This is a genomic window from Mesorhizobium sp. B2-3-15, from assembly GCF_006442875.1.
Classification (GTDB): domain Bacteria; phylum Pseudomonadota; class Alphaproteobacteria; order Rhizobiales; family Rhizobiaceae; genus Mesorhizobium; species Mesorhizobium australicum.
The window spans coordinates 49,865-70,885 of the sequence record NZ_VFVO01000007.1 but is presented as its reverse complement, the minus strand read 5'-3'; the positions used below and the strand labels follow the sequence as shown (position 1 = coordinate 70,885).

Annotated in this window: 17 protein-coding genes and 1 pseudogene; 7 read left to right on the top strand and 11 right to left on the bottom strand. The window is 63.3% G+C overall.

The window, feature by feature from the left end:
- Positions 1 to 32: 32 nt before the first annotated feature.
- Complete coding sequence (locus FJ954_RS15675) at positions 33 to 1,220, bottom strand: glycine C-acetyltransferase (RefSeq protein ID WP_140661898.1); 1,188 nt, start codon at positions 1,218 to 1,220, stop codon at positions 33 to 35.
- Between the two features lie 306 nt (positions 1,221 to 1,526).
- Here FJ954_RS15675 and FJ954_RS15670 point away from each other — a divergent pair, with 306 nt between their 5' ends.
- Both FJ954_RS15670 and FJ954_RS32005 read left to right on the top strand, forming a co-directional pair.
- The gene (locus tag FJ954_RS15670) at positions 1,527 to 3,599 is read left to right on the top strand and encodes an EAL domain-containing protein (protein ID WP_140661897.1); all 2,073 of its coding nucleotides are present in this window, start codon (positions 1,527 to 1,529) and stop codon (positions 3,597 to 3,599) included.
- Between the two features lie 98 nt (positions 3,600 to 3,697).
- A pseudogene (locus FJ954_RS32005) lies at positions 3,698 to 3,844 on the top strand (polysaccharide deacetylase family protein); the annotation flags it as partial.
- Positions 3,845 to 3,877: 33 nt separating this feature from the next.
- Here the strand turns inward: FJ954_RS32005 and FJ954_RS15660 are convergent.
- A complete protein-coding gene (locus FJ954_RS15660; protein WP_246681081.1) occupies positions 3,878 to 4,276 on the bottom strand; it encodes a MarR family transcriptional regulator in 399 nt (132 codons plus the stop codon).
- Between the two features lie 175 nt (positions 4,277 to 4,451).
- On the opposite strand from FJ954_RS15660, the gene FJ954_RS15655 reads away from it, so the two are divergent.
- Complete coding sequence (locus tag FJ954_RS15655; RefSeq protein ID WP_140617114.1) at positions 4,452 to 4,859, top strand: hypothetical protein; 408 nt, start codon at positions 4,452 to 4,454, stop codon at positions 4,857 to 4,859.
- A 100-nt stretch (positions 4,860 to 4,959) separates the two neighbouring features.
- Here the strand turns inward: FJ954_RS15655 and FJ954_RS15650 are convergent, their stop codons facing one another.
- Positions 4,960 to 7,005 carry an NADH:flavin oxidoreductase gene (locus tag FJ954_RS15650; RefSeq protein WP_140661895.1) on the bottom strand — a complete coding sequence of 682 codons (2,046 nt, stop codon included), beginning with the start codon at positions 7,003 to 7,005 and terminating at the stop codon, positions 4,960 to 4,962.
- A gap of 57 nt (positions 7,006 to 7,062) precedes the next feature.
- Here FJ954_RS15650 and queF point away from each other — a divergent pair, with 57 nt between their 5' ends.
- A complete protein-coding gene (gene queF / locus FJ954_RS15645; protein ID WP_140661894.1) occupies positions 7,063 to 7,524 on the top strand; it encodes a preQ(1) synthase in 462 nt (153 codons plus the stop codon).
- Positions 7,525 to 7,532: 8 nt separating this feature from the next.
- Here the strand turns inward: queF and FJ954_RS15640 are convergent, their stop codons facing one another.
- The 6 genes from FJ954_RS15640 to FJ954_RS15615 form a co-directional block, all read right to left on the bottom strand.
- Positions 7,533 to 8,141, bottom strand: a complete 609-nt coding sequence (locus FJ954_RS15640) for a hypothetical protein (protein ID WP_140661893.1) — start codon at positions 8,139 to 8,141, stop codon at positions 7,533 to 7,535.
- 4 nt (positions 8,142 to 8,145) lie between these two features.
- Positions 8,146 to 8,622, bottom strand: a complete 477-nt coding sequence (locus tag FJ954_RS15635; protein WP_015318334.1) for a DUF3828 domain-containing protein — start codon at positions 8,620 to 8,622, stop codon at positions 8,146 to 8,148.
- Between the two features lie 127 nt (positions 8,623 to 8,749).
- The gene (locus FJ954_RS15630; RefSeq protein WP_140661892.1) at positions 8,750 to 9,859 is read right to left on the bottom strand and encodes a mandelate racemase/muconate lactonizing enzyme family protein; all 1,110 of its coding nucleotides are present in this window, start codon (positions 9,857 to 9,859) and stop codon (positions 8,750 to 8,752) included.
- A 52-nt stretch (positions 9,860 to 9,911) separates the two neighbouring features.
- Entirely contained in the window at positions 9,912 to 11,894 is a 1,983-nt protein-coding gene (locus FJ954_RS15625) for an FAD-dependent oxidoreductase (protein WP_140661891.1), read from the bottom strand.
- Between the two features lie 73 nt (positions 11,895 to 11,967).
- Positions 11,968 to 13,617, bottom strand: a complete 1,650-nt coding sequence (locus FJ954_RS15620; RefSeq protein WP_015318337.1) for an ABC transporter substrate-binding protein — start codon at positions 13,615 to 13,617, stop codon at positions 11,968 to 11,970.
- A 44-nt stretch (positions 13,618 to 13,661) separates the two neighbouring features.
- The gene (locus FJ954_RS15615; protein WP_140617120.1) at positions 13,662 to 15,212 is read right to left on the bottom strand and encodes a trimethylamine methyltransferase family protein; all 1,551 of its coding nucleotides are present in this window, start codon (positions 15,210 to 15,212) and stop codon (positions 13,662 to 13,664) included.
- Between the two features lie 92 nt (positions 15,213 to 15,304).
- On the opposite strand from FJ954_RS15615, the gene FJ954_RS15610 reads away from it, so the two are divergent.
- Together FJ954_RS15610 and mutL are read left to right on the top strand one after the other, a co-directional pair.
- On the top strand, positions 15,305 to 16,207 hold the full coding sequence (locus FJ954_RS15610; RefSeq protein WP_015318339.1) for a LysR substrate-binding domain-containing protein: 903 nt from the start codon (positions 15,305 to 15,307) through the stop codon (positions 16,205 to 16,207).
- 43 nt (positions 16,208 to 16,250) lie between these two features.
- Positions 16,251 to 18,140 (top strand): DNA mismatch repair endonuclease MutL, encoded by a 1,890-nt coding sequence (gene mutL / locus FJ954_RS15605; protein WP_140661890.1) that lies wholly within the window; start codon positions 16,251 to 16,253, stop codon positions 18,138 to 18,140.
- Between the two features lie 20 nt (positions 18,141 to 18,160).
- Here the strand turns inward: mutL and FJ954_RS15600 are convergent, their stop codons facing one another.
- Both FJ954_RS15600 and FJ954_RS15595 read right to left on the bottom strand, forming a co-directional pair.
- Positions 18,161 to 18,922, bottom strand: coding sequence for a hypothetical protein (locus tag FJ954_RS15600; protein WP_015318341.1), 762 nt, complete (start codon positions 18,920 to 18,922; stop codon positions 18,161 to 18,163).
- A 133-nt stretch (positions 18,923 to 19,055) separates the two neighbouring features.
- Complete coding sequence (locus FJ954_RS15595; RefSeq protein WP_140661889.1) at positions 19,056 to 19,949, bottom strand: DMT family transporter; 894 nt, start codon at positions 19,947 to 19,949, stop codon at positions 19,056 to 19,058.
- A gap of 90 nt (positions 19,950 to 20,039) precedes the next feature.
- On the opposite strand from FJ954_RS15595, the gene FJ954_RS15590 reads away from it, so the two are divergent.
- Complete coding sequence (locus tag FJ954_RS15590) at positions 20,040 to 20,966, top strand: LysR substrate-binding domain-containing protein (RefSeq protein ID WP_083883064.1); 927 nt, start codon at positions 20,040 to 20,042, stop codon at positions 20,964 to 20,966.
- Positions 20,967 to 21,021 lie beyond the last annotated feature (55 nt).

Genomic DNA, 21,021 nt, shown 5'->3' with positions numbered 1-21,021 from the left:
TTGATCCGGAATCGCTTTTCGCTACCGGCCCTTCAGGAAATCACGCCCAATTCCCTGCCGACCGCTCCGAACGCTTCCACGGCCCGGTCGATGTCGGCGCTGGAGTGCGCCGCCGACATCTGGGTGCGGATGCGGGCTTGGCCCTTCGGCACCACAGGGAATGAGAATCCAATGACGTAGATACCACGCTTCAGCATGCGCGCCGCCATCTCCTGCGCCAATGTGGCATCGCCCAGCATCACCGGGATAATCGGATGGTCGGCCCCGGCCAGCGTGAAGCCAAGCTTGCCCATCTGGGACCTGAACCGCGCCGCATTGGCATATAGGCGCTCGCGCAATCCGTCGCCATTGCGGATCAGCTCGAACACCTTGATCGAGGCGCCGGCGATCGCCGGCATCAGCGTGTTGGAGAAGAGATAAGGCCGCGAGCGCTGGCGCAGCCAGTCGACCACCTGCTTCTTGCCCGAGGTGTAGCCGCCGGAAGCGCCGCCGAGCGCCTTGCCGAGCGTGCCGGTGATGATGTCAACCCTGCCCTCGACACCGCAATGCTCGGGCGAACCGCGCCCATTGCCGCCGACGAAGCCGACCGCATGGCTGTCATCCACCATGACCATGGCGTCGTATTTCTCGGCCAGGTCGCAGACGCCTGAGAGATTGGTGATGATGCCGTCCATGGAAAACACGCCGTCGGTGGCGATCAGCCGGAAGCGGCAATCCTTGGCTTCCTTCAGGCGTGCCTCGAGATCGGCCATGTCGTTGTTGGCGTAGCGAAAGCGTTTGGCCTTTGACAGCCGGACGCCGTCGATGATCGAGGCGTGGTTCAGCGCATCCGAGATGATTGCGTCTTCCTCGCCAAGCAGCGTCTCGAACAGGCCGCCATTGGCGTCGAAGCAGGAGCCGTAGAGGATGGTGTCCTCCAAGCCGAGGAACGATGAAATCGTCGTCTCGAGCTGCTTGTGTTCTTCCTGCGTCCCGCAGATGAAGCGCACCGAGGCCATGCCGTAGCCGTAGCGGTCGAGCGCCTGCGTGGCCGCCGCGCGCAGTTCCGCGCTGTCGGCAAGGCCGAGATAGTTGTTGGCGCAGAAGTTCAGCACTTTCTCGCCGCCGACCTCGATCTCAGCCGACTGCATCGAGGAAATCACCCGCTCGGACTTGTAGAGCCCGGCGGATTTCAACCCGGCAAGCTCGCTGTCGATATGGGAGAGAAATGCTGCGGTCATGATCGGGCCCCGTTTGACTTCGGCAGACTGTCGTCCCGCCCGCACAAAAAATCCATCGCAAAAGCGACCGGATCAGGTGGCCGGGCAGCATCAGCTGGGACGTTCCGACATTGCCCAGGTGGCCACCCGGAAATGCATGGGCCGACGAATGCTCAAATGCGGGCCGGCCGCGAAAGAACCCGATAACCATTTCGTGATCTTTCCGCCTCTCGTCCGCGCCGGCCGGCCGTCGATTTCCAGTCCTGTTAACATTTGCAGTTCAATGGTGCTCGAATAAATCCGTTGGCGAGAGGACCGCCCCCGAACATGTCTCAGCAGCCGGTGCAAACCGTTTCAGGCAAGCTCATACTGCTGATCAAGGCTGGCTACTGGCTGGCGCTGCTGATCATTGCCGCCATGGTCGCGGCCTCCTTCGTCCTGCTGCAGCAGACGATGGCCACGCAGCAGCACAACAACACCTTGCTCGACATCGTCGGTACGCAGAAGACGCTGTCGCAGCGCATCGTCTTCCTGGCCAACGCAACGGGCGCCGCCTCGCGCGACAAGCAGCCGGCGCTGGTCAGCGCGCTGAAGCAGGCCACGGCGGAGTTCGAGACGAACTACGATCTGCTGCTCAAGCAGACGGGCGCGGATCCGCAATCGCCGGCCAAGCTCGATGCGAAGTCGATCCAGAGCGTGCTTTTCGCCAAGCCCTTTCATCTGGACTATTTCTCGGTTGGCCTGATCGCCAATGGCGACCGGCTGGTCTCCGCACTGGAATCGCAGCTCAATCTTGGCGACAATGGCGGCTACAAGGGCGGCGCCGAACGCGTCAATCTCGATGCCTCGGTCGCCAATGCCACGCTGTCGGGCTATGCCGCGCTCGGCCAGCGCATCAGCGCCGATGCCGACGAGCGCTCCGAAAAGCTGCTCTCCCTCCACCGCACGCTGTTCTACGCCACACTCGGCGTCATCCTGCTGGTGGCGCTGTTCATCTTCAGGCCGATGTCCAACGCGATCCTGCGCAAGACGCGTGAGTTGGTCGACGCGCGCAATTCGATGGCCTTCATCGCGGTGCATGACGGCCTGACCGGCCTGCACAACCGCACCTTCCTCACCGACCATTTCGAGACGCTGATCAAGGGCGCGCATCGCCGGCGCGAGCGCCTGGCCGTAGTCCAGCTCGACCTCGATCGCTTCAAGCAGATCAACGATACGCTGGGCCACGCCGCCGGCGACTATGTCCTGGTCGTGACGGCACAGCGCATGCGCGATTCCTGCCGCGCGTCGGATCTGTGCGCGCGGCTCGGCGGCGACGAATTCGTGATGATCCTCAACGGAGCCGGCAGCACCGAGGACATCAACATGCTGGCACGGCGCATCCTGGTGCATATCAATGAGCCGATCATGTTCCAGGGCACCACCATTCTTCCGGGCGCCAGCGGCGGCATCGCGGTCTATCCGATCGATGCCGACAACGCGCAGGACCTGCTCGTCCATGCCGATCTGGCGCTCTACTCCGCCAAGAAAATGGGGGGCGGCAACTTCTCGTTCTTCTCGGAGGAACTGCGCCGCGAACTCGACTACCGCAAGCAGCTCGAACATGACATCAAGGTCGCCATTTCCGAAAAGGCGTTCCAGGTCTATTTCCAGCCGCAGGTCTCGCTGACCGACGGCACCATCAGCGGCATCGAAGCGCTCGTGCGCTGGAATCATCCCGAGCGCGGCATGATCTCGCCGGGCGAATTCATCCCGGTCGCCGAGAAATGCGGCTTCATGCCGGAGATCGGCCGCATCGTGATCAGCAAGGCGATCAACGAGGCCGCCGAGTGGAACCGTGCCGGGATTGCCTTCGGCCGGCTTGCGGTCAATGTCTCGGGTACCGAGTTGCGCGAGCATGATTTCGATGCGTTTTTGTTCGATACGCTGGAGAAAGCCGGACTGCCGCCGCAGAAACTGTCGCTGGAAATCGTCGAATCCGTCATTCTGGACGACGAGAAGACTGGCATCGCGGCGAAGCTGCGTCATATCAGGGCGGCCGGCGTGCATCTGGAACTCGATGATTTCGGCACCGGCTATGCTTCGCTCAGCCACGTCAATCCCAACGAGATCGACAGGCTCAAGATCGACCGTCGCTTCGTGCAAAACATCCACGAGAATGGCGACAACTCCAAGATCGTGCGCGCCATCACTGAACTTGCCCGGGGGCTGGGCATCTCCATCGTCGCCGAGGGTGCCGAAACCGAGGCCGAGCTCGACTCGCTGATGGCGATCGGCTGCGACCAGGTGCAGGGCTATTCCATCGCCTTCCCGATGCCGCATGACAAGGCGCTCGAATGGCTGACCGCCCGCATGCCGAAGAAAGCCAGGCTGACGGTATTGCAGGGAAGCTTGGCGTAACCCGGCCAGCCTTGACAAGCAGCCGCGGAAATGGCGGCCTGTCCTGATCGCGAGGGGATAGCGGCCCCATAACATTCTTTCGGCTTGCCCTGGCAGCCATGTTGATGTCGGCGTTGCCTGCCCATGGCGCGGATCGCACCATCTATCTCACCTTCGACGACGGTCCGCTGAACGGTACAAGCAACATCCTCGACGTCTTGGAGGCCGCGCAGGTTCCGGCAACGCTGTTCATGGTCGGTATGCATGCCGAGGCCAGTGCGTCCAACAGGCCGGCATTCCTAGCTCTCTACGTTCTTCCGCAACGCCGCAAGCACCTGCGCAAATTCCGCCAGACGCTCGTCTGGCAGCCCTTTGCGAAGCCGCTTGTCGAAGACGAGTGCCGCTTGCCGCAACGTCTCGAACAGCGCTTCTCCCCTCTCCGTCAATTCGACCAGGTGAACGCGGCGGTTGACGGGATCGCGCCGCCGCGTCAGCAGGCCCTGCGCTTCCATCGCGTTGAGATGATGGGTCAGCGTCGCGCCCTGGATGCCGATCATGCCGGCGAGTTCGCGCTGATTGGCAAGCTCGCTCGACTTGACAGACAGCAGCGTGAGCCAGACCGGCAATGTGCCGCCTGCTTCAACCAAGGCAGCGTCGAAGGCCTGGGCGACAAGCTTGGCGGTTCGGCCGAGATTCATGCCGACCGGCGGGCGGTCAAATGGTGTCATGATCTGACAGTAGAGCAAGCAGTGGGAATGTGAAACTTGGCTTCATGGTTGACATCTAACCGTTAGATATCTAATTTTGCTTTATTGATGGCATCGCAGCATGGTTGCGGCGCCTAGGCGGTGGGCGAATGAGAGGAATGCGGTCATGCAATATGTTTATATCGCCGTCATCGGCCTGCACGTCATGGCCGGCGTCTTCTGGGCCGGCACGACCATCGCGGTTGGCCGAGATCCGGACATCCGGGCAGAGCGGTTCTTCCGGCCGCAAATGGGCGCGGCCGGTTTGGCTTTCCTGACCGGTTTGCTGCTCTGGTATTTCTTTCATGAGGGTGCTTTTGGCTCGATGGAAAAGGTACTGGCGCTCGGCATTTTGACGGCGCTGATCGCCGCCGGCGTGCAAGGCGCGCTTGTGGGCTCCGCCAGCAGGCAGCTTGCCGGCGCCGATGCCGCGACCCAAACGGCGCTGCGCGCGAAAATGACCAGGGGCGAACGCATTGCCGGCGGGCTGCTGGTCATCACAGTGCTTTGCATGGCGACCGCCAAGATGTTTTAGAATCGCACGGCCGGTGAAAGCCGATCATGCGCGGCGCGCAACGGACCAGAGCGGCAGGTGGCTCTCCTTGCAAAGGCCGTTGCGCGCCACCCGATCGTGATCAAATCCTGATCCCGAACCTGATCCCGTCATAGATTGCGGCGTGGATGTTGCGCGAGGCAACCGCGTCGCCGATGCGCAAGAGCACGAAGCCGCCATCCGCGTTGCGCTTGGGAAAAATGGCGCCGCCGTTGACCAGCCGCTCATAGTCGACCGCACCACCGTTCTTCGACAGCGGTTTCAGCGAAAGGTACAGATCGTCGAGCGGCGCCGTGCCGTGCTCGACCACCACCTGGTCGACCCTGCGCTCTCCGCGCCAGCCATCGGCGAAATCCGAAGCGAGTTCCGCGATCAGTTGATTGCCTTCGCGCCGCACCGAGCGCAGGCGGGTATTGATGGTGACGGTGACGCCCTTTTCCTGGAAGGCCCTGACATAGGGTACGTGGTTCATGCCGCCCATTTCGGGGGCGAAGAAGCGTTCCGGCGAAACCAGTTCCAGCTTCGAGCCGCTGTTGGCAATCAGTTCGGCCGCGCCCATGCCCTGATGGCCGCCATTGTCGTCGTAGAGCAGCACATTTTCGGCCGACTTGACGCTGCCGGCCATGATGTCCCAGCTCGAGGTGACGAGATTGTCGCCGGAGGCCAGCGGCGGGTTCTGCGGCAGGCCCCCGGTGGCGATCACCACGACGTCGGGCGCCAGCGCCAGAACATCGTCCTGTTCCGCCCAGGTGTCATAGCGGATCTCGACGCCGAGCCGGTCGAGTTCGGCCAGCCGCCAGTCGATGATGCCGATCAATTCCTTGCGGCGCGGGTTCTGGGTCGCCAGACGCAGCTGGCCGCCAGCTTGTGATGATGCCTCGAGGATCGTGACTTGATGACCGCGCTCGGCTGCGACGCGCGCCGCCTCCAGCCCACCAGCGCCGGCGCCGACGACCACCACTTTCCGCTTGGGCCCTTCCGTCTTGACAATGACGTGCGGGATATCCGCCTCGCGGCCGGTCGCCGCATTGTGAACGCATAGCGCCTCGCCGCCTTCATAGATGCGGTCGAGACAATAGGTAGCGCCGACACAGGGACGTATCTCGTGCTCGCGGCCCTCCATCACCTTCTTGATGATGTGCGGATCCGCGATATGGGCGCGTGTCATGCCGACCATGTCGAGCTTGCCGGTGGCGATCGCATGGCGCGCGGTGGCGACATCGGAAATGCGCGCCGCGTGGAAGGTCGGGAATTTCGTCGCCGCCCTCACCTCGCCGGCGAAATCGAGATGCGGCGAAGACCGCATGCCGGTCACCGGAATGACCTTGGTGAGCGCCGCGTCGGTCTCGATCGAGCCCCGGATGATGTTGAGGAAATCGAGCTTGCCGGAGCCGGCCAGCCGCCTGGCGATCTCGACGCCCTCCTCCTTCGACAGGCCTTTGTCGAAATCCTCGTCGGCGACCATGCGGATGCCGACGACGAATTTCTCGCCGACCGCCGCTCGCACCGCATCGAGCACCATGTTGGTGAAGCGCAGGCGGTTGTCGAGCGAACCGCCATACTCGTCATCGCGATGATTGGTGGCAGGCGACCAGAAGCCGTCCATCAGATGGCCGTAGGATTCGAACTCGATGCCGTCGAGCCCGGCCGCCTGGCAGCGCTGGGCGGCCGACGCATAGTCGGCGACGATGCGCTCGATGTCCCAGTCCTCGATGGTCTTGGGGAAAGCGCGATGCGCCGGCTCGCGCACCGGCGAAGCCGAGAGCACCGGCAGCCAGTCGGCCTTGTTCCAACCCGTGCGGCGGCCAAGATGGGTGATCTGGATCATCACCTTGCAGTCATGCTCATGGCAGGCATCGGTGAGTTCGGCCAACCACGGCACGATGCGGTCGTCATAGACGTGCAGATTGCCGAAGGCAGCCGGGCTGTCGCGCGAAACGATCGCCGAGCCGGCGGTCATGGTCAGCGCCATGCCGCCCTTGGCCTTTTCGGCATGGTAGAGCCGGTAGCGCTCCTTCGGCATGCCGTCCTCCGAGTAAGCCGGCTCGTGGCTGGTCGACATCACCCGGTTCTTCAGCGTCAAATGCTTGAGCTGGTAGGGTTGGAGAAGCGGGTCGTTGCTGGTCATCGTCTTCCTGCCGTTTTAATTTGTGCTAATGAGCGGCAAATCCAAGGGAAACCGCATATGATCGATACCAAAAATCTCACCCAGCTCGGCACGCACGTCGAGACGCCACAGAGCCCCGAAGCCGCGGTCCTGGAAACCGTGCCGTTTTCGCGCGGCGACGGACCACCGGCGATCGTGCGCTTTACCTGCCCGGAATTCACCTCGCTCTGCCCGGTGACCGGACAGCCGGATTTCGCCCATATCGTCATCGACTACGCACCCGATGCCGCCCTGGTGGAATCGAAGTCGCTCAAGCTGTTCATGACTTCGTTTCGCAACCATGGCGCCTTCCATGAAGACTGCACGGTGACGATCGGACGTCGCATCGTGGCCGCGACCAAGCCGCTCTGGTTGCGCATAGGCGGCTATTGGTTTCCGCGCGGCGGCATTCCAATCGATGTGTTCTGGCAGACCGGCGCTCCGCCCGAAGGCGCCTGGCTGCCGGATACCGGCGTCGCCCCCTATCGCGGGCGCGGCTAATTCGGCCATCATTCGCACTGGTACTGGCTGAGCGCCCATTCGCCGGTCACCGACAAAAGGTCCGCTATCTTCCATTCGCCGTCGACCTTCTTGAACTTCCACTCGAGGCGGTGCGGGTTACCGGCGACGACGAAGGCGACGATCACCTTGGCCTGGTCGTCATTGATCGCTTCGAGCGTCTTCAGGCTCTTGTCGATCTCGGCCTTGTCGTAGTCCGCATTGTCGAGCGCCATGTTGGGGTCCAGGCACTCGCCCTGCCCGGATTTGCGCAAGGCATCGCTCTTGTCGAGCACGGTTTTCGCCGGATCGATGAAACGGCCGCGCTGAGCCGGATCGACCTCCAGGCCGACCTGATCGTAGAACGGCCGCACCACCGCTGTCGGCGACCCCGGCTGGATTGGAGCGGCAGGCTCGCTCGGCGGCAATGCGACGGGTGGCGTCGGCGGCTCCGCGGCGCCGCCAGGCGGAGTTGCCGGCGGCGTCACGCTGTCATCGGGCGCGGTCCCGGCCGGAGCTTTTGCCGGCGGCGCGCCCAACAGCCCCTGAGCGGCTGCGCCGTTCAAGCCCGCCGCCAGCAGGCACACGGCCGAGAACAAAAGAAGCGTGCGACCGGCCATCGCATCACTCCGGATCTTGGCCCGCCATGCATTCGAGCTGGCTCAGCGTCCAGTCGCTGGTCTTCGATGCAATGTCCGATATCTTCCACTTGCCGTCGACCTTCTTCAGCGACCAGTGCATTTCGCGCTGCGAATCGTCTCCTTCCGGAAAAAGACTGAAACTCGCCACCACCTGCGCCGTATCGCCCTCCACCGTCTCGGACAGCTTCAGTGTCTTGGAAAGGGCCTTCTGGTCGAAATCCTGCGCGTCGAGGCCGGGGTCGAAGTCGATACAGGCGACCTGGTCCGGATTCTTCTTGGTGGCCTGGTCGTTGAGGTCGAACAGTTTCGTCACCGGCTCGGTGAAGCGATCGCGGTATTGCGCGTCGGCCTCGAACTTGACCTGCGGGACATAGAAGAACTTCACGGCGTCGGACGCCGGGCCGGCCAATGCCGCGGCTGGTGCGGCAATCGACAGGATGGCAGCGAGCAGCAGTTTCATGGATTTCCCCGAATGTTTGACTGCGGAAGGCAATCAATACCACGCATCGTGCATATCGGCTTTTTTGCGGCTCATGAAGCCTCCTCCGGGCGGCGCGTCTGCTTGCATAGATCAAATCCAACGATCCTTAGTTTCCGAAAGTGGCGATCGGCGCGTTGAGTTGGGAGCGCTCAGGCTTGACACCGAGCCCTGGGATCTGCGGGACGCGTATATGCCCGTTCTCGATCACGATCGGGTTTGCGGGATCAGTATGCCCTTCGATGTACTCCTGCGCGATCCAGGCCCCCTCAAAACGTCTCGGCTCGACGGTAGCGGCGAGGTGGACGCATGCCGCGGCGATGACGTCTCCGCCCCAGGCATCGTCGCAGCTGTGCGGAAGAGATCGTATCGCACACAGGTCGCGGACCGTGGCCATCTTGGTCAGACCACCAAGACGGGTGACCTTCAATCCGAATCCGTCGGCGATACCTGATGAAACTGCCCGAAGCACGGCATTCAAATCCTCGGTACTCTCATCGAGATAGATCGGATGCGTAACGCGCCCTTTGAGACCAGCGACTTCCTCCATGGTGTTGCAAGGCTGTTCGAACACGAACGGGATTGCCTGGCAAAGCCGATCGATGTGCAGCGCCGCGGCAGCGGTCAGGCCGCGATTGGCGTCGACGGCTATGCGGGCCCTGAAGCCAACCGCCTCCCATACTTTGTGCACAGTGGCGACGTCTTGTTCGAGATCCCGCCCGCCGATCTTGATCTGAAGCCGTGGATATCCGGCATTGACCTTGTCGGCGGCAATACGCGCGGTCTCGTCCGGAGCACCGACGGTCGTCGAGTAGTATGACGGCACGCGATCGGTGAGCGCACCACCGAGAAGTGTTGAAACAGGGACGCCCAGCCGCTGGCCGGCGAGGTCGAGGAGAGCTATGTCCAAGGCCGCTTTGGCATAGTTGTGACCGTTCAGTCGTTCGTCCATTCGTTTGGCGAGGCGGCGCATGGACGCTGTGTCCTCGCCGATGAGTCCCGGCGCTATTTCAGCAATTGCCGCTCTCGCGCCCAGAGCATGCTGGGGTTGATAAACAGGGCCGATCGGGCAAGTCTCACCCCAGCCTGACAGTCCATCCTCGGTGGTGACTTCAACCAGCGTGCTGTCCAAATTCTGCACGGTGTCGCTGGCCATCCGGTAGGCACCGCCTTTAACGGGCAGAAGCATCTGATAGACTTTGATTGACCTGATACGCATTCAGACATTAGCCTCGTTCATGCCTTGCCTGGTCTGGCGCCTTTCGCCATGGTCAAAGACCAAGCGCCACCTTGCGCCCGTCATGAATGGCAAATGCCGCCTGTCTGGAGGCGGTACAATCGCCGATGGAGGTATGCGCAATTCCGCGCCTTTCGAGCTCGATGGACAGGCTGTCCTGCGCCATGCTGGTGGTGGCGAAGACCAAAGCGTCGGCCTCGACCTGCTGCTCGGTCCCGTCGAGCAGCGAAGCGATCCTGGCCACCCTGCCGTCCCAATGAACGACGGCGCTCTCGGTCACAAACCGCACCTTCAGCTTGGCGAGTGCCCGTCGCAGCGGCGCATCGACGGCCATTCGCTGAAGCTCTTTGCCGACCAGGGCGTCCGGTGTCACAAGCGTTACATTGTGACCATCCTCGGCGAGTTTCCAGGCGGTGCCGCAGCCCTTCCAATTGCCGCCATCGTCCAGCAAGAGAACATTTTTTCCCGGCCTCGCCTCGCGCGCCATCACCGCTTCGGCCGAGAGCACCGGACCGCCGCCCGGAATGCTCTCCCAGTGCGGCAAGGCCCGCTGGAAAGCGCCGTCCGGCGGCATCGAGCCGGTCGCGACGATGACGTGATCGGCGCCTTCGCGCTCGACATCGTCGGCTTCGACATACTGCCCGTAGCGGATGTCGACCTGGAGCTGGCCGAGCTGGCGCTCATACCAGTCGATCAGGTCCAGAATCTGGGCACGGCGCGGCTGCAGTCCGGCAAGACGGAACTGCCCCCCAAGGCGGTCGGATGCCTCGGCCAGCGTGACGCGATGGCCGCGCTCGGCCGCCACGCGCGCCGCTTCGAGACCGGCCGGGCCGCCACCCACGACCAGTACGCGCTTCGGCTGGCCGGCCGGAGCAAAGCGGTCGCCGCCCCACTCCCATTCCCGCCCCGCGGAAGGATTGATGACGCAGCTGATCCAGTAGTCACGGCTGCGCCGGCCCCAGCACATCTGGTTGCAGGACAGGCAGCCGCGAATGTCCTGCGGCCGGCCGGCGGCAGCCTTTGCAGCCAGATGCGGATCGGCGATCTGCCCACGCACGATGGAAACGAGATCGGCACGGCCTTCGCTCAGCACGCTCTCGGCGTTCTCGGGCGTGCGGATATGGCTCTCGGCGGTGATCAACGCGTGACGCACGGTGGATTTGAGCACGGACGCCAGGTCGGCACCGAGCTTCTCCGGGTAAACAAAGGTCGGCATGATCTTGTAGAAATCGAAGTAGGAACCCGTTCCGCAAGTGACATAGTCCATCAAGGCATCGCGGTCGTGGAGGTCGATGATCTCGGCCAGCGCTTCGCGCTTCAGCGCCACTTCGACTTCGGGCTCATCATTGATCGCGAGACCGATGATAAAATCATCGCCGCATTCCCGGCGAATCCTGGTCATCACCTCACGGCTCATGCGGGTGCGGTTTTCGAGGCTGCCGCCCCATCGGTCGTCCCGGCGGTTCGACCAAGGTGTCCAGAACTGGTCCAGCATCGAATGGTACGCCGCCCAGACCTCGACGCCGTCGAAGCCGGCCTGGTGGCAACGGCGCGCGGCCTGGACGAAGCCGTCGATCGTTTCTTCGATCTCGGCTTCGGACATCCGATGCGAGCCGTCGGAATCGTGGTAGCTCGGCAGGCCGGAAGGCGACCAACCGGGGTGAAACGAGTTGTCCGCGTCCGCGTGCTGACCGACATGGTAGAGCTGCTGGATGGCGACGGCGCCGTTGCCGCGGATCGCCTCCGTCACCTTGCGGAAATGCGGGATGACGCGGTCATCGGACGGGCTGAAATTGCCACGGGTAAGCACGGCGGCCTGATGCACGGGCATCGGCTCGACCACGATCATGCCGGCCCCGCCGATGGCGCGTTCGGCGTAGTAGCCGACATGGCGTTCGGTCGGCAGCCCGTTCTCGGCCATGTTCGCCGTATGGGCTCCAAACACGATCCTGTTGCGCAATGTTTTGCCACGCAAGGTGGCCGGCTCGAACAAACGTTTGAAGACCCGGCCGGACATGCAAATTCTTCCCCATCGGCGGCATTGCGCCGGCGCAAGGGAGCGCCGGCGCTGTGCGGCAGAACTTCTGGCGTCAGGCGTCCAGCCAGACGTTCTGGAGGTCCATCTCGAAGGTCTGGTGGACGCCGTAGTTCTTCACCTTCTTGTTCGTGTGGCTGTAGAGCTTCTGCCAGAACGGCTGGATGATGACGCCGGAGTCCTGCAGGATCTGCTCGACATCCTTCATCACCTCCTTGCGCTTGGCGACGTCGATCAGCGAGAGCGCCTGCTTGAGCTTGGCGTCGAAATCGGGATTGGAATAGGCCGATTCGTTCCACGCCTCGCCGGTGCGATAACCCAGCGCCAGCACCTGGACACCGAGCGGGCGCATGTACCAGATGGTCATCGAATAGGGATATTTCGTCCAGTCGTTCCAGAAGGTCGAGCCCGGCAGCACCGTGCGCTTGACCTTGATGCCGGCGTCACGCAGCTGGCCGGCGATCGCGTCGCCGGTGTTCTTCTGCCAGTCGTCCTCGATGGTGATCAGCTCGTGCTCGAAGTCGGCCTGCCCGGCGTCCGCCATCAGCTTCTTGGCGCCGGCGGCGTCGCGCTCCTTCTTGGGCAGGGCATAGTATTCGGGATGGATCGGGCTGACATGGTGGTTCTCGCCGACCGTGCCGCGGCCGTTGTAGCCGAGCTGCAGCACCGCGTTGTTGTCGACCGCCATCTGCAGCGCATTGCGAACGCGCTGATCGTCGTATGGCTTGTGCGTGATGTTGGTGCGGGCAACCAGCGTGGTGGCGGTCGCGACCTCAGACTTCTGCAGCCCCATCTTGTCGAGAATGTCGATGAAGTCGGCGGGCGACTCGAAATTGAGGTCGATTTCACCGGAATCGAACGCGTTCACCGTGGCGTTGAAATCGGTGCCGTAGTCGATGAATTCGATACCGTCGAGTGGCGCCTCGCCGCCCCACCATTTGCCGTTCTCGCGGCGCTTGACCACCGCCTTCTGGCCGACGTCGTAAGAGACCAACTCAAACGCTCCCGTGCCGATCGGCTTCTTGATCGGGTCGGCGCCATCGGCGTCGAAATTGCGGTGCACGATGAGCGCCGGATAATCGGTGAAATTGGGAATGAGCGAAATATCGGGCTCGCTGAGCTTCAGCTTGACCGTGTTGTCGTCGACCTTGGTGATGGCGCCGTCCCTGGCCTTGCCGGTCTTGGCATCGATCAGCGCACCGACGCGGGCCGCCATCGAGTTGCCGGCGACGCCCTTCTCGCACCAGCGCGTCACATTGTGCACCACGTCATCGGCGCTGAAGGCATCGCCATTGTTCCAGGCGACGCCCTTGCGCACATGCAGCGTGTATTCGGTGGCGTCGTCGTTGATGTCCCAGCTTTCGAGCAGCACCGGCTCGAAGGTGAATTGCCTGGTGTAGCGCACCAGCGGCTCCAGCCAGCAACGCGAGATATTGGCCAGTTCCACCCAATCGTAAGTGCGCGGATCCTTCTGCGCTTTCACCGCCATCGAGACGTGCAGCGTCCCGCCCTTCTTCGGTTCCTCGGCCACAGCTTGCGTCGGCGCGGCGAGGCCGATCATGCCATAGGCAAATGCCGTCGACGCACCAAGCGCGCTAGCCAGCGCCAGGAACTCGCGCCGGTCCATGCGACCCGCCTTCGCTTCCGCCGCCATCGCTTCGATAGCGGGCGGCACACGATCGCCGTTGCTTCTGAAAATCGTCATGTCATTCTCCCCTTGTTGTTCCCGTGAGGTCTTTGCCTGCTTTTTCAACTAACGCTGTCAGGCAGTTTTTCCTCGCGCCGCGCGATCAAATCCTTGAGACCGTCGGCAATGCCCTCGTCGAGTTTCGGCTCCTCATAGTCGGCAAGCATGTTGCGCGCCTTCTCGCGGCCGCGCGTGTCGTGGTCCTTCGCCCCTTCCGCCTTCCATTGTTCGTAGGAGTTGAAGTCCATGATGCTCGGCATGAAGAAAGCCTTCTCGAAATGCTCGAGCGTGTGCTGGGTGCCGAGGAAATGGCCCTGCGGCCCGACCTCGCGGATCGCTGCCATCGCTTCCTTGAAATCGTCGAAAGGCAGGCCGCCGGCATATTTGTACCAGCCGACAAGCTGTTCGCAGTCGGTGGCGAATTTCGAGTAACCGCAAGTGAGACCCGCTTCCAGCCATCCGGCCGAATGCCAGATGTAGTTGGCGCCGGCGAGGATGGCTGCATGCATCAGCATGTTCGCCTCATAGCCAGCCTGGGCATCGTTGAGCTTCGAGCCGACATGAAAGCCCGATGTGCGCCACGGCAGTTTGTATTTCCGCGCCAGCGCACCCATCAGATACATCATCTGGGCGGCCTCCGGCGTGCCGCCCATGGGAGCGCCGGTCTTCATGTCGACCGTGACCATGAACTGGCCGTAGATCTGGGGCGAACCGGGACGGATGAGCTGGGTCAGGGCCACGCCCGCGAGCGCCTCGGCATTGACCTGCGCCACCGCGCCGACGGCCGACGCCGCGGTCGAGGCGCCGCAGAGCGCGAACGGCGCCAGGATCAGCGGCTGATTGTGGCTTGCATAGACCCGCATCGCATCGATCATGGTGGCGTCCCAGACCAGCGGCGAATTGCAGTTGGTGATCGCCACCAGCACCGGGTTTTCGCGGACGAACTCCTCGCCGAAGACGATTGCAGCCATCGCCATCGTGTCCTCGGCGCGCTCCTTGGACGTCACGATGCCCATGAACGGCTTGTCGGAATGTTTCAGCGCCGAATGGATTATGTGCAGATGCCGCTTCGGCACGGCGATTTCCATCGGCTCGCAGATGACCGAACTCGAGGAATGCAGCGCCGGCGCCATGTAGGCGAGCTTGTGGAAATTGTTGAGGTCGGCAAGCGTGCCGTAGCGCCTGTTGTTGTCGAGGTCGCGTATGTAGGGCGCGCCATACATCGGCACGAAGATCGAGTTCTTGCCGCCAACGCGGACCGTGCGCTCGGGATTGCGCGCATGGAGCGTGAATTCGGATGGGATTTTCGAGACGAGCTCCATCAGCAGCGCGCGGTCGATACGCACGCGCGTTTCCCTGACATCGGCCCCAGCCGCCTTCCAGAGCTCGATGGCTCCGTCGTCGCGGAATTCGCAGCCCACTTCTTCGAGTATCTTGAGCGACTCCTCGTGGATCAGTTCCACCGCCTCATCGGGAACGATCTCATAGACCGGGATCTGGCGCACCAGGGTCGGGAACGAGGCAATCGGCGCGCTCCTCATCGCCTTGCGCCCGAGACGGCCACCACCACGGCGATGGGTTTGCTCGGTCAATTCAGTGGCCGGTGCGTTCATGGAGCCTCCATCCCTTCGATCCCGGTCAACTTAGCGAGGTGAAATTCGACTGTGACGCTGGAAAATCCTGATCTCTTGTATAAGCTGAGCTTATGCGAAGCCTTCGCCACCTCCTGCCCTCCGCCGGCAGCCTGATCGTCTTCGAGGCGGCCGGCCGGTTGTCGAGTTTCACCGCCGCCGGGCGCGAGCTCGGCATGACGCAGGCCGCAGTTTCCTATGCCGTGCGTGGGTTGGAGGAACAGCTTGGCGCCACGCTGTTCCAGCGCCGCCACCGCCAGGTCAGCCTGACCGAGGCCGGCGAGCGCTTCCATGCCGACGTCTCGCTCGGTCTTTCCCACATCCGCAAGTCGGCGGAGGACCTGCGTCTGCAGGCGACTGGTGGCCATGTGACGCTCGCCGCCTCGACGGCCTTCGGCTCGTTCTGGATGATGCCGCGCCTGCAGCGGTTCCGCGACGAACTGCCGGGCATCGATCTGCGCATCCAGACCGGCGACCGAGATCTCGACATCATCGCCGAAGGCATTCCGCTTGCCGTGCGCGGAGGCGTGCCACGCGACTGGCCGGACTACCACTCGCTAGCGCTCTCCGACGAAGAGATCTTTCCGGTCGCGGGTCCCAGTTATCTGACGAAATTCGGCCGGCCCGAGACCGTCGAGCAACTGGCGACACACCGCCTCATTCATCTGGAAGAGCCCTATCGCGAGGCCCCGAACTGGGACGAATGGTTCCAATCGGCCGGAGCCAGTCTCCGTAATGCGGAGCGTGGCTTGCGCATCAATGACTATGCGATTGTGATCCAGGCGGTCATGGAGGGGCAAGGCATCGCGCTCGGCTGGCGCCACCTTGTCGAGCGGCTGCTGTCGACCGGGCTGCTGGTGCCGGTGACGGACCACATCATGAAGACGGGCACCGCGTTCTACGTCATCTGGCCGAAGAACCGCGAACTCAGCGACAATGCGCGCAAGGTCAGGGATTGGCTGCTGGCGCAGGCGTAAAGTGGCCTCGCGCGCGCCCACCGAATCCGTGTAAGATCAGAGCATGCCCATCCGCCAGCTTTCCGAAACGATGATCAACCAGATCGCCGCCGGCGAAGTCATCGAGCGTCCGGCGAGCGTGGTCAAGGAACTGGTCGAGAATGCGCTCGATGCCGGGGCCAGCAAGGTAGAAGTCGTCACATCGGGCGGCGGGCTGAACCTGATCCGCGTCACCGATGACGGCTTTGGCATTCCTGAACGGGAACTGGCGCTGGCCATTGCACGCCACTGCACCTCCAAGCTCACCGAGGATATCAACGACATTCGTTCGCTCGGCTTTCGCGGCGAAGCGCTGCCATCGATCGGCTCGGTGTCGCGGCTGTCGATCCGCTCGCGCACGACCTCTAGCGACAGCGCCGCAGAGATCGGCATCGAGGGCGGCCGCGTCCTGCCAATCAAGCCAGCGGCGGCCAATCGCGGCACGACCGTCGAGGTGCGCGACCTGTTCTTCGCCACGCCGGCGCGGCTGAAATTCATGAAGGGCGAACGCGCCGAAAGCTCGGCGATCAGCGATGTGATCAAGCGCATCGCCATCGCCTTCCCCATGGTGCGTTTCACGCTGGCCGGTTCCGACCGCACGACGCTGGAACTGCCGGCCACCGACGACAGCGCGGACGGCAGCCTGCGCCGGGTCGCGCAGGTGATGGGCGCCGACTTTCCCGACAATTCCATTGCCATCGATGCGATGCGCGAAGGCGTGCACCTGACCGGCCATGTGTCGATCCCCTCCTTCACCCGCGCCAACGCATTGCAGCAATATGCCTATGTCAACGGCCGCCCGGTGCGCGACAAGCTGATCGCCGGAGCGATCCGTGGCGCCTTCGCCGACGTCCTGCCGCGCGACCGCCATGCGGTGACGGTCCTGTTTCTTTCGCTCGATCCGGCCATCGTCGACGTCAACGTCCACCCGGCCAAAGCCGATGTCCGCTTCCGCGATCCGGGCCTCGTGCGCGGGTTGATTGTCGGCGCGATCCGGCAGGCGTTGGCCGATGCCGGCATCCGCTCGGCCACCACCGGCGCCGCCGGCATGATGGCAGCGTTTCGGCCGGGCAGCCCGTCCTATGCACATCCCGGCCCGGCCAATGGCCATCGCAGCTACGACGCGGCCTATCGCGCTTCAGGCGCCGCCGGCTTCGATCCCGCGCGCTCGCCGCAGCGGCCGCTCGACATGCAATTCGACAGCCCGGGCTTTGAACACACCGGCGCAAGACAGGGCGGATTTGGCGAAAATGAGCAAGCCGCGTTCGATGCCGGCCCGCTTGCCAGCGCCGATGCGCGCGCCGGGCAAAGCGAGGCGGCGGAGACGCTGCTCGGCGCGGTGCTGGGGGCCGCGCGCGCGCAGGTGCATGAGAACTATATCGTCGCCCAGACCAGGGATTCGCTCATCATCGTGGACCAGCACGCGGCCCATGAGCGGCTGGTTTACGAGGCGCTGAAGAACGCGCTGCACGCGCGGCCGGTGCCGTCACAGATGCTGCTTCTGCCCGAGATTATCGACCTGCCGGAGGAGGACGCCGAGCGGCTGGCCGTGCATTCCGAAACGCTCGCCCGCTTCGGCCTCGGTATCGAGCGTTTCGGACCGGGTGCGGTCGCCGTGCGCGAGACACCGTCGATGCTCGGCGAGACCAACGTCCAGCAATTGGTCCGCGACCTCGCCGACGAGATTGCCGACAACGACACGGTCGAGACGCTCAAGGAACGGCTGGACAAGATCGCCGCCACCATGGCCTGCCATGGCTCGGTGCGCTCCGGGCGGCTGCTCAAGGCCGAGGAGATGAACGCCCTGCTGCGCCAGATGGAAGCGACGCCGGGCTCCGGCACCTGCAACCATGGCCGCCCGACCTATATCGAGCTCAAGCTGGCCGACATCGAGCGGCTGTTCGGGCGGCGGTGAACCGGCTGCGCGGCCAGCCCTCATTTCCTCCGCTGATATTTCCTTGTCCGTGAATTGAAGACGTAATCGACCGCGGTTCCGGCGCCACCGCCTCGAAAATTCACGGAAATGACGTCCTTGCCTCGCTCCACCCATTTCTCGACGTTCATATAGATGGTCGTCATCAGCATGCCGGCACTGCACACGTCATCATCGGCGAAGGTAATTTCCTGGACAACCTTGCGGCTGCTCTTTTTGATGACACGCATTTTTTCCATGCAGAGGCCGGCGCTGGTATTCGTGTAAATTCCCGAAAACCTGTCGGTGGCTGTCTGCGCCCAGAAGGAAATCTCGACGGTGCCGTCGATCTTCGCCTCGCCGGTGTCATCCAGGCTCGCTATTTTCTTGAGGGTGACGGGATATCTATCCGTGCCCTTGCTCCAGCTTCCGGTCACAGCGTTTCCATTGAGGTCGAGGGAGAATGGGCAGCTTGTGGTATCCACAGCGGGTCTCGGCCCCTGCACAATTATCCGATAGAATTCCTTGTCGTCTGAAATCTCGCAAAGCACGAACTTGGTGCCGGTGACCGTGCCATACAGCGCAATCGGGCTCTGCTTCGCGTCGTAGAAGTAGCTTCCATCGACCTTTGGCGCGCTGCCTAAGCTATCATATGTCTGTATGGAGAAATGGATGGGAGACGGCCCGAGGAAACCCTCGTAGTTTTCCACGTGGTACCAACCCGCGACGGCTTTCGCGTTAAGCAGCAACAAGCAAACGACCGTTGAGATAAAACGTCTTCCCATCCCGACCTCGCAGCGCCCGCGACGACCATCCGCCAAGACTGCGTGACAGTTGCCTTGCCTTGCGGCAGCCGTCAACTGGCGATGAAATCGGTGGTTCCCGACACGAGTCAGGGAAAGATCGCAAGCTTTTGAATTAGCGTTTCAAATTCACCACGATGACACCGCCGAGCGCCAGCGCGCCGCCGAGGATGCCGAGCAGCGTCGGCACCTCGCCCAGCCAGAAGAAGCCGATCAGGGCCGACATCGGCGAGACCAGATAGAGGAAGTTCGAGGCACGCGCCGCCGGCAGGCGCGACAGCGCGGTTGCCCACGCCGCATAGGCAACCAGGCTCGGCACGATGCCGAGATAGATGACGGCGCCGACGCCGGCAGTGTTGGCGACAGCGGCCTGCTGCAGAGCGGTGGGCAGGAAGGGCGCCAGGCAGAGCGCGCCGAGCACCATGTTGGACGCCGCGATCGTTAGCGGATGATGACGGGCAAACAGCGGCTTCTGGACGATGGTGTTGACGGCCGAGCAGAGGGCCGAGCCAAGTACCAGCAGCGCGCCGGCATTGAAATGAAGGCCATGCCCGTCGGCGACGGCGATGATGCCGATGCCGGCGAAGGAGATGACCGTGCCGATCCAGGCCAGGCCGGAGAAGCGCTCGCCGAGCAGCGCCATTGCCATGATGGCGGTAAAGATGGGACTGACATTGATGATGAAGCCCGCCGCTCCGGCCGAGACCGTCAGTTCGCCAAAATTGAGCATCGCCGTGTAGAGCGCGACGAAAATGGCGCCGCCAAAGGCGAAGCGCCAGAGATCGCCAATCCTGGGCAGAGCCGGACGCTTGACGGCAAGGAAGATCGCCGCCGGCACGGCGGCGATGGCAAAGCGCAGGGCGCCAAGCTCCAGCGGCTGAAAGGCGGCGAGCCCGGCCCGGATCGCCGGGAAGGCGGAGGCCCAGCCGATCACCGTCAGCGCCACGGCAATGGCGGCCGTGGTGTCCATCCGCTGTGTCGAATTCAACGTGCCTGTCGTCATGCTCATCCCAGTGCCTCGGATTCTTCAGGTCTCGGGAGCAGGAAACGCCTTTCCAGGTCAATTGACAAACGACCAAATCGAGGGTCACCTGTGAGCATGGATCACAGCTCGAACAGTATGCTGCCCTTGGAGACGTTGCGCGCTTTCGACGCGGCGGCGCGCACGGGGAGCTTCTCGGCCGCCGCCGAAAAACTCAACCTCACACATGGCGCGGTCAGCCGGCAGGTCGCCAAACTCGAGGACTGGCTTGGCCTGAAGGTTTTCGAGCGCGGCGCGCGCGGCGTGACGCTGACCAACGAAGGCAATCGACTGCATCTCAGGACCACCGAAGCCTTCGCGCTGATCTCGGTCAATTCCGACCGGTGGGTGGAGCCGCGCGGCACCGCGGTGGTGCGCCTGGCCTCCATTCCTTCGGTGAGCGGCCTGTGGCTGATGCCGCGCATGGCGGCGCTGGAGAACGATCCCACCCGCCTGCGCATCGTGCTCGATGTCGACAACCGCCAGGCCGATCTCGCCGACGAAGGCATCGATCTGTCGGTGCGCTGCGGTCGCGGCCGCATCCCGGGCCGTGTCTCGGTGCAACTGTTCGAAGAATATCTCTTCCCGATCGCCTCGCCGGGCCTCGCACGGGAGATCGGCAGCGGCGATCCAGCCCGGCTGCTCAAATTCCCGCTGATCAACGATTCCGACGCTTCGGGCTGGCGCGCCTGGTTGGCCGCGCAGGACATGGACTACCGGCCGCGCCCGCAAGACCGTCGTTTCGAGGATTACAATCTGGTGCTCGATGCAGCGGCTCATGGCCTCGGCATCGCGCTGGCGCGGCCGCCGCTCACCGAGCACCAGATACAGTCCGGCCGCCTCGTCGCCGTTGACGATCGCACCGTGCTCAATCCCGTTTCCTACTGGCTGGATCGTCCGGTGGGCCGGCCGCGCGCGGCCGCCGCGGATCTCGCCAGGCGCATTGCCGAACAGGCCGGGCTTGCTTCGGCAAGGCTGGAAGCTTTCCTGCAGGATGAGGATTAGGCTCTGACGCATCTCGGAGAATACGTGACGGCCGCTGCTGGAAATCGCGTGATAC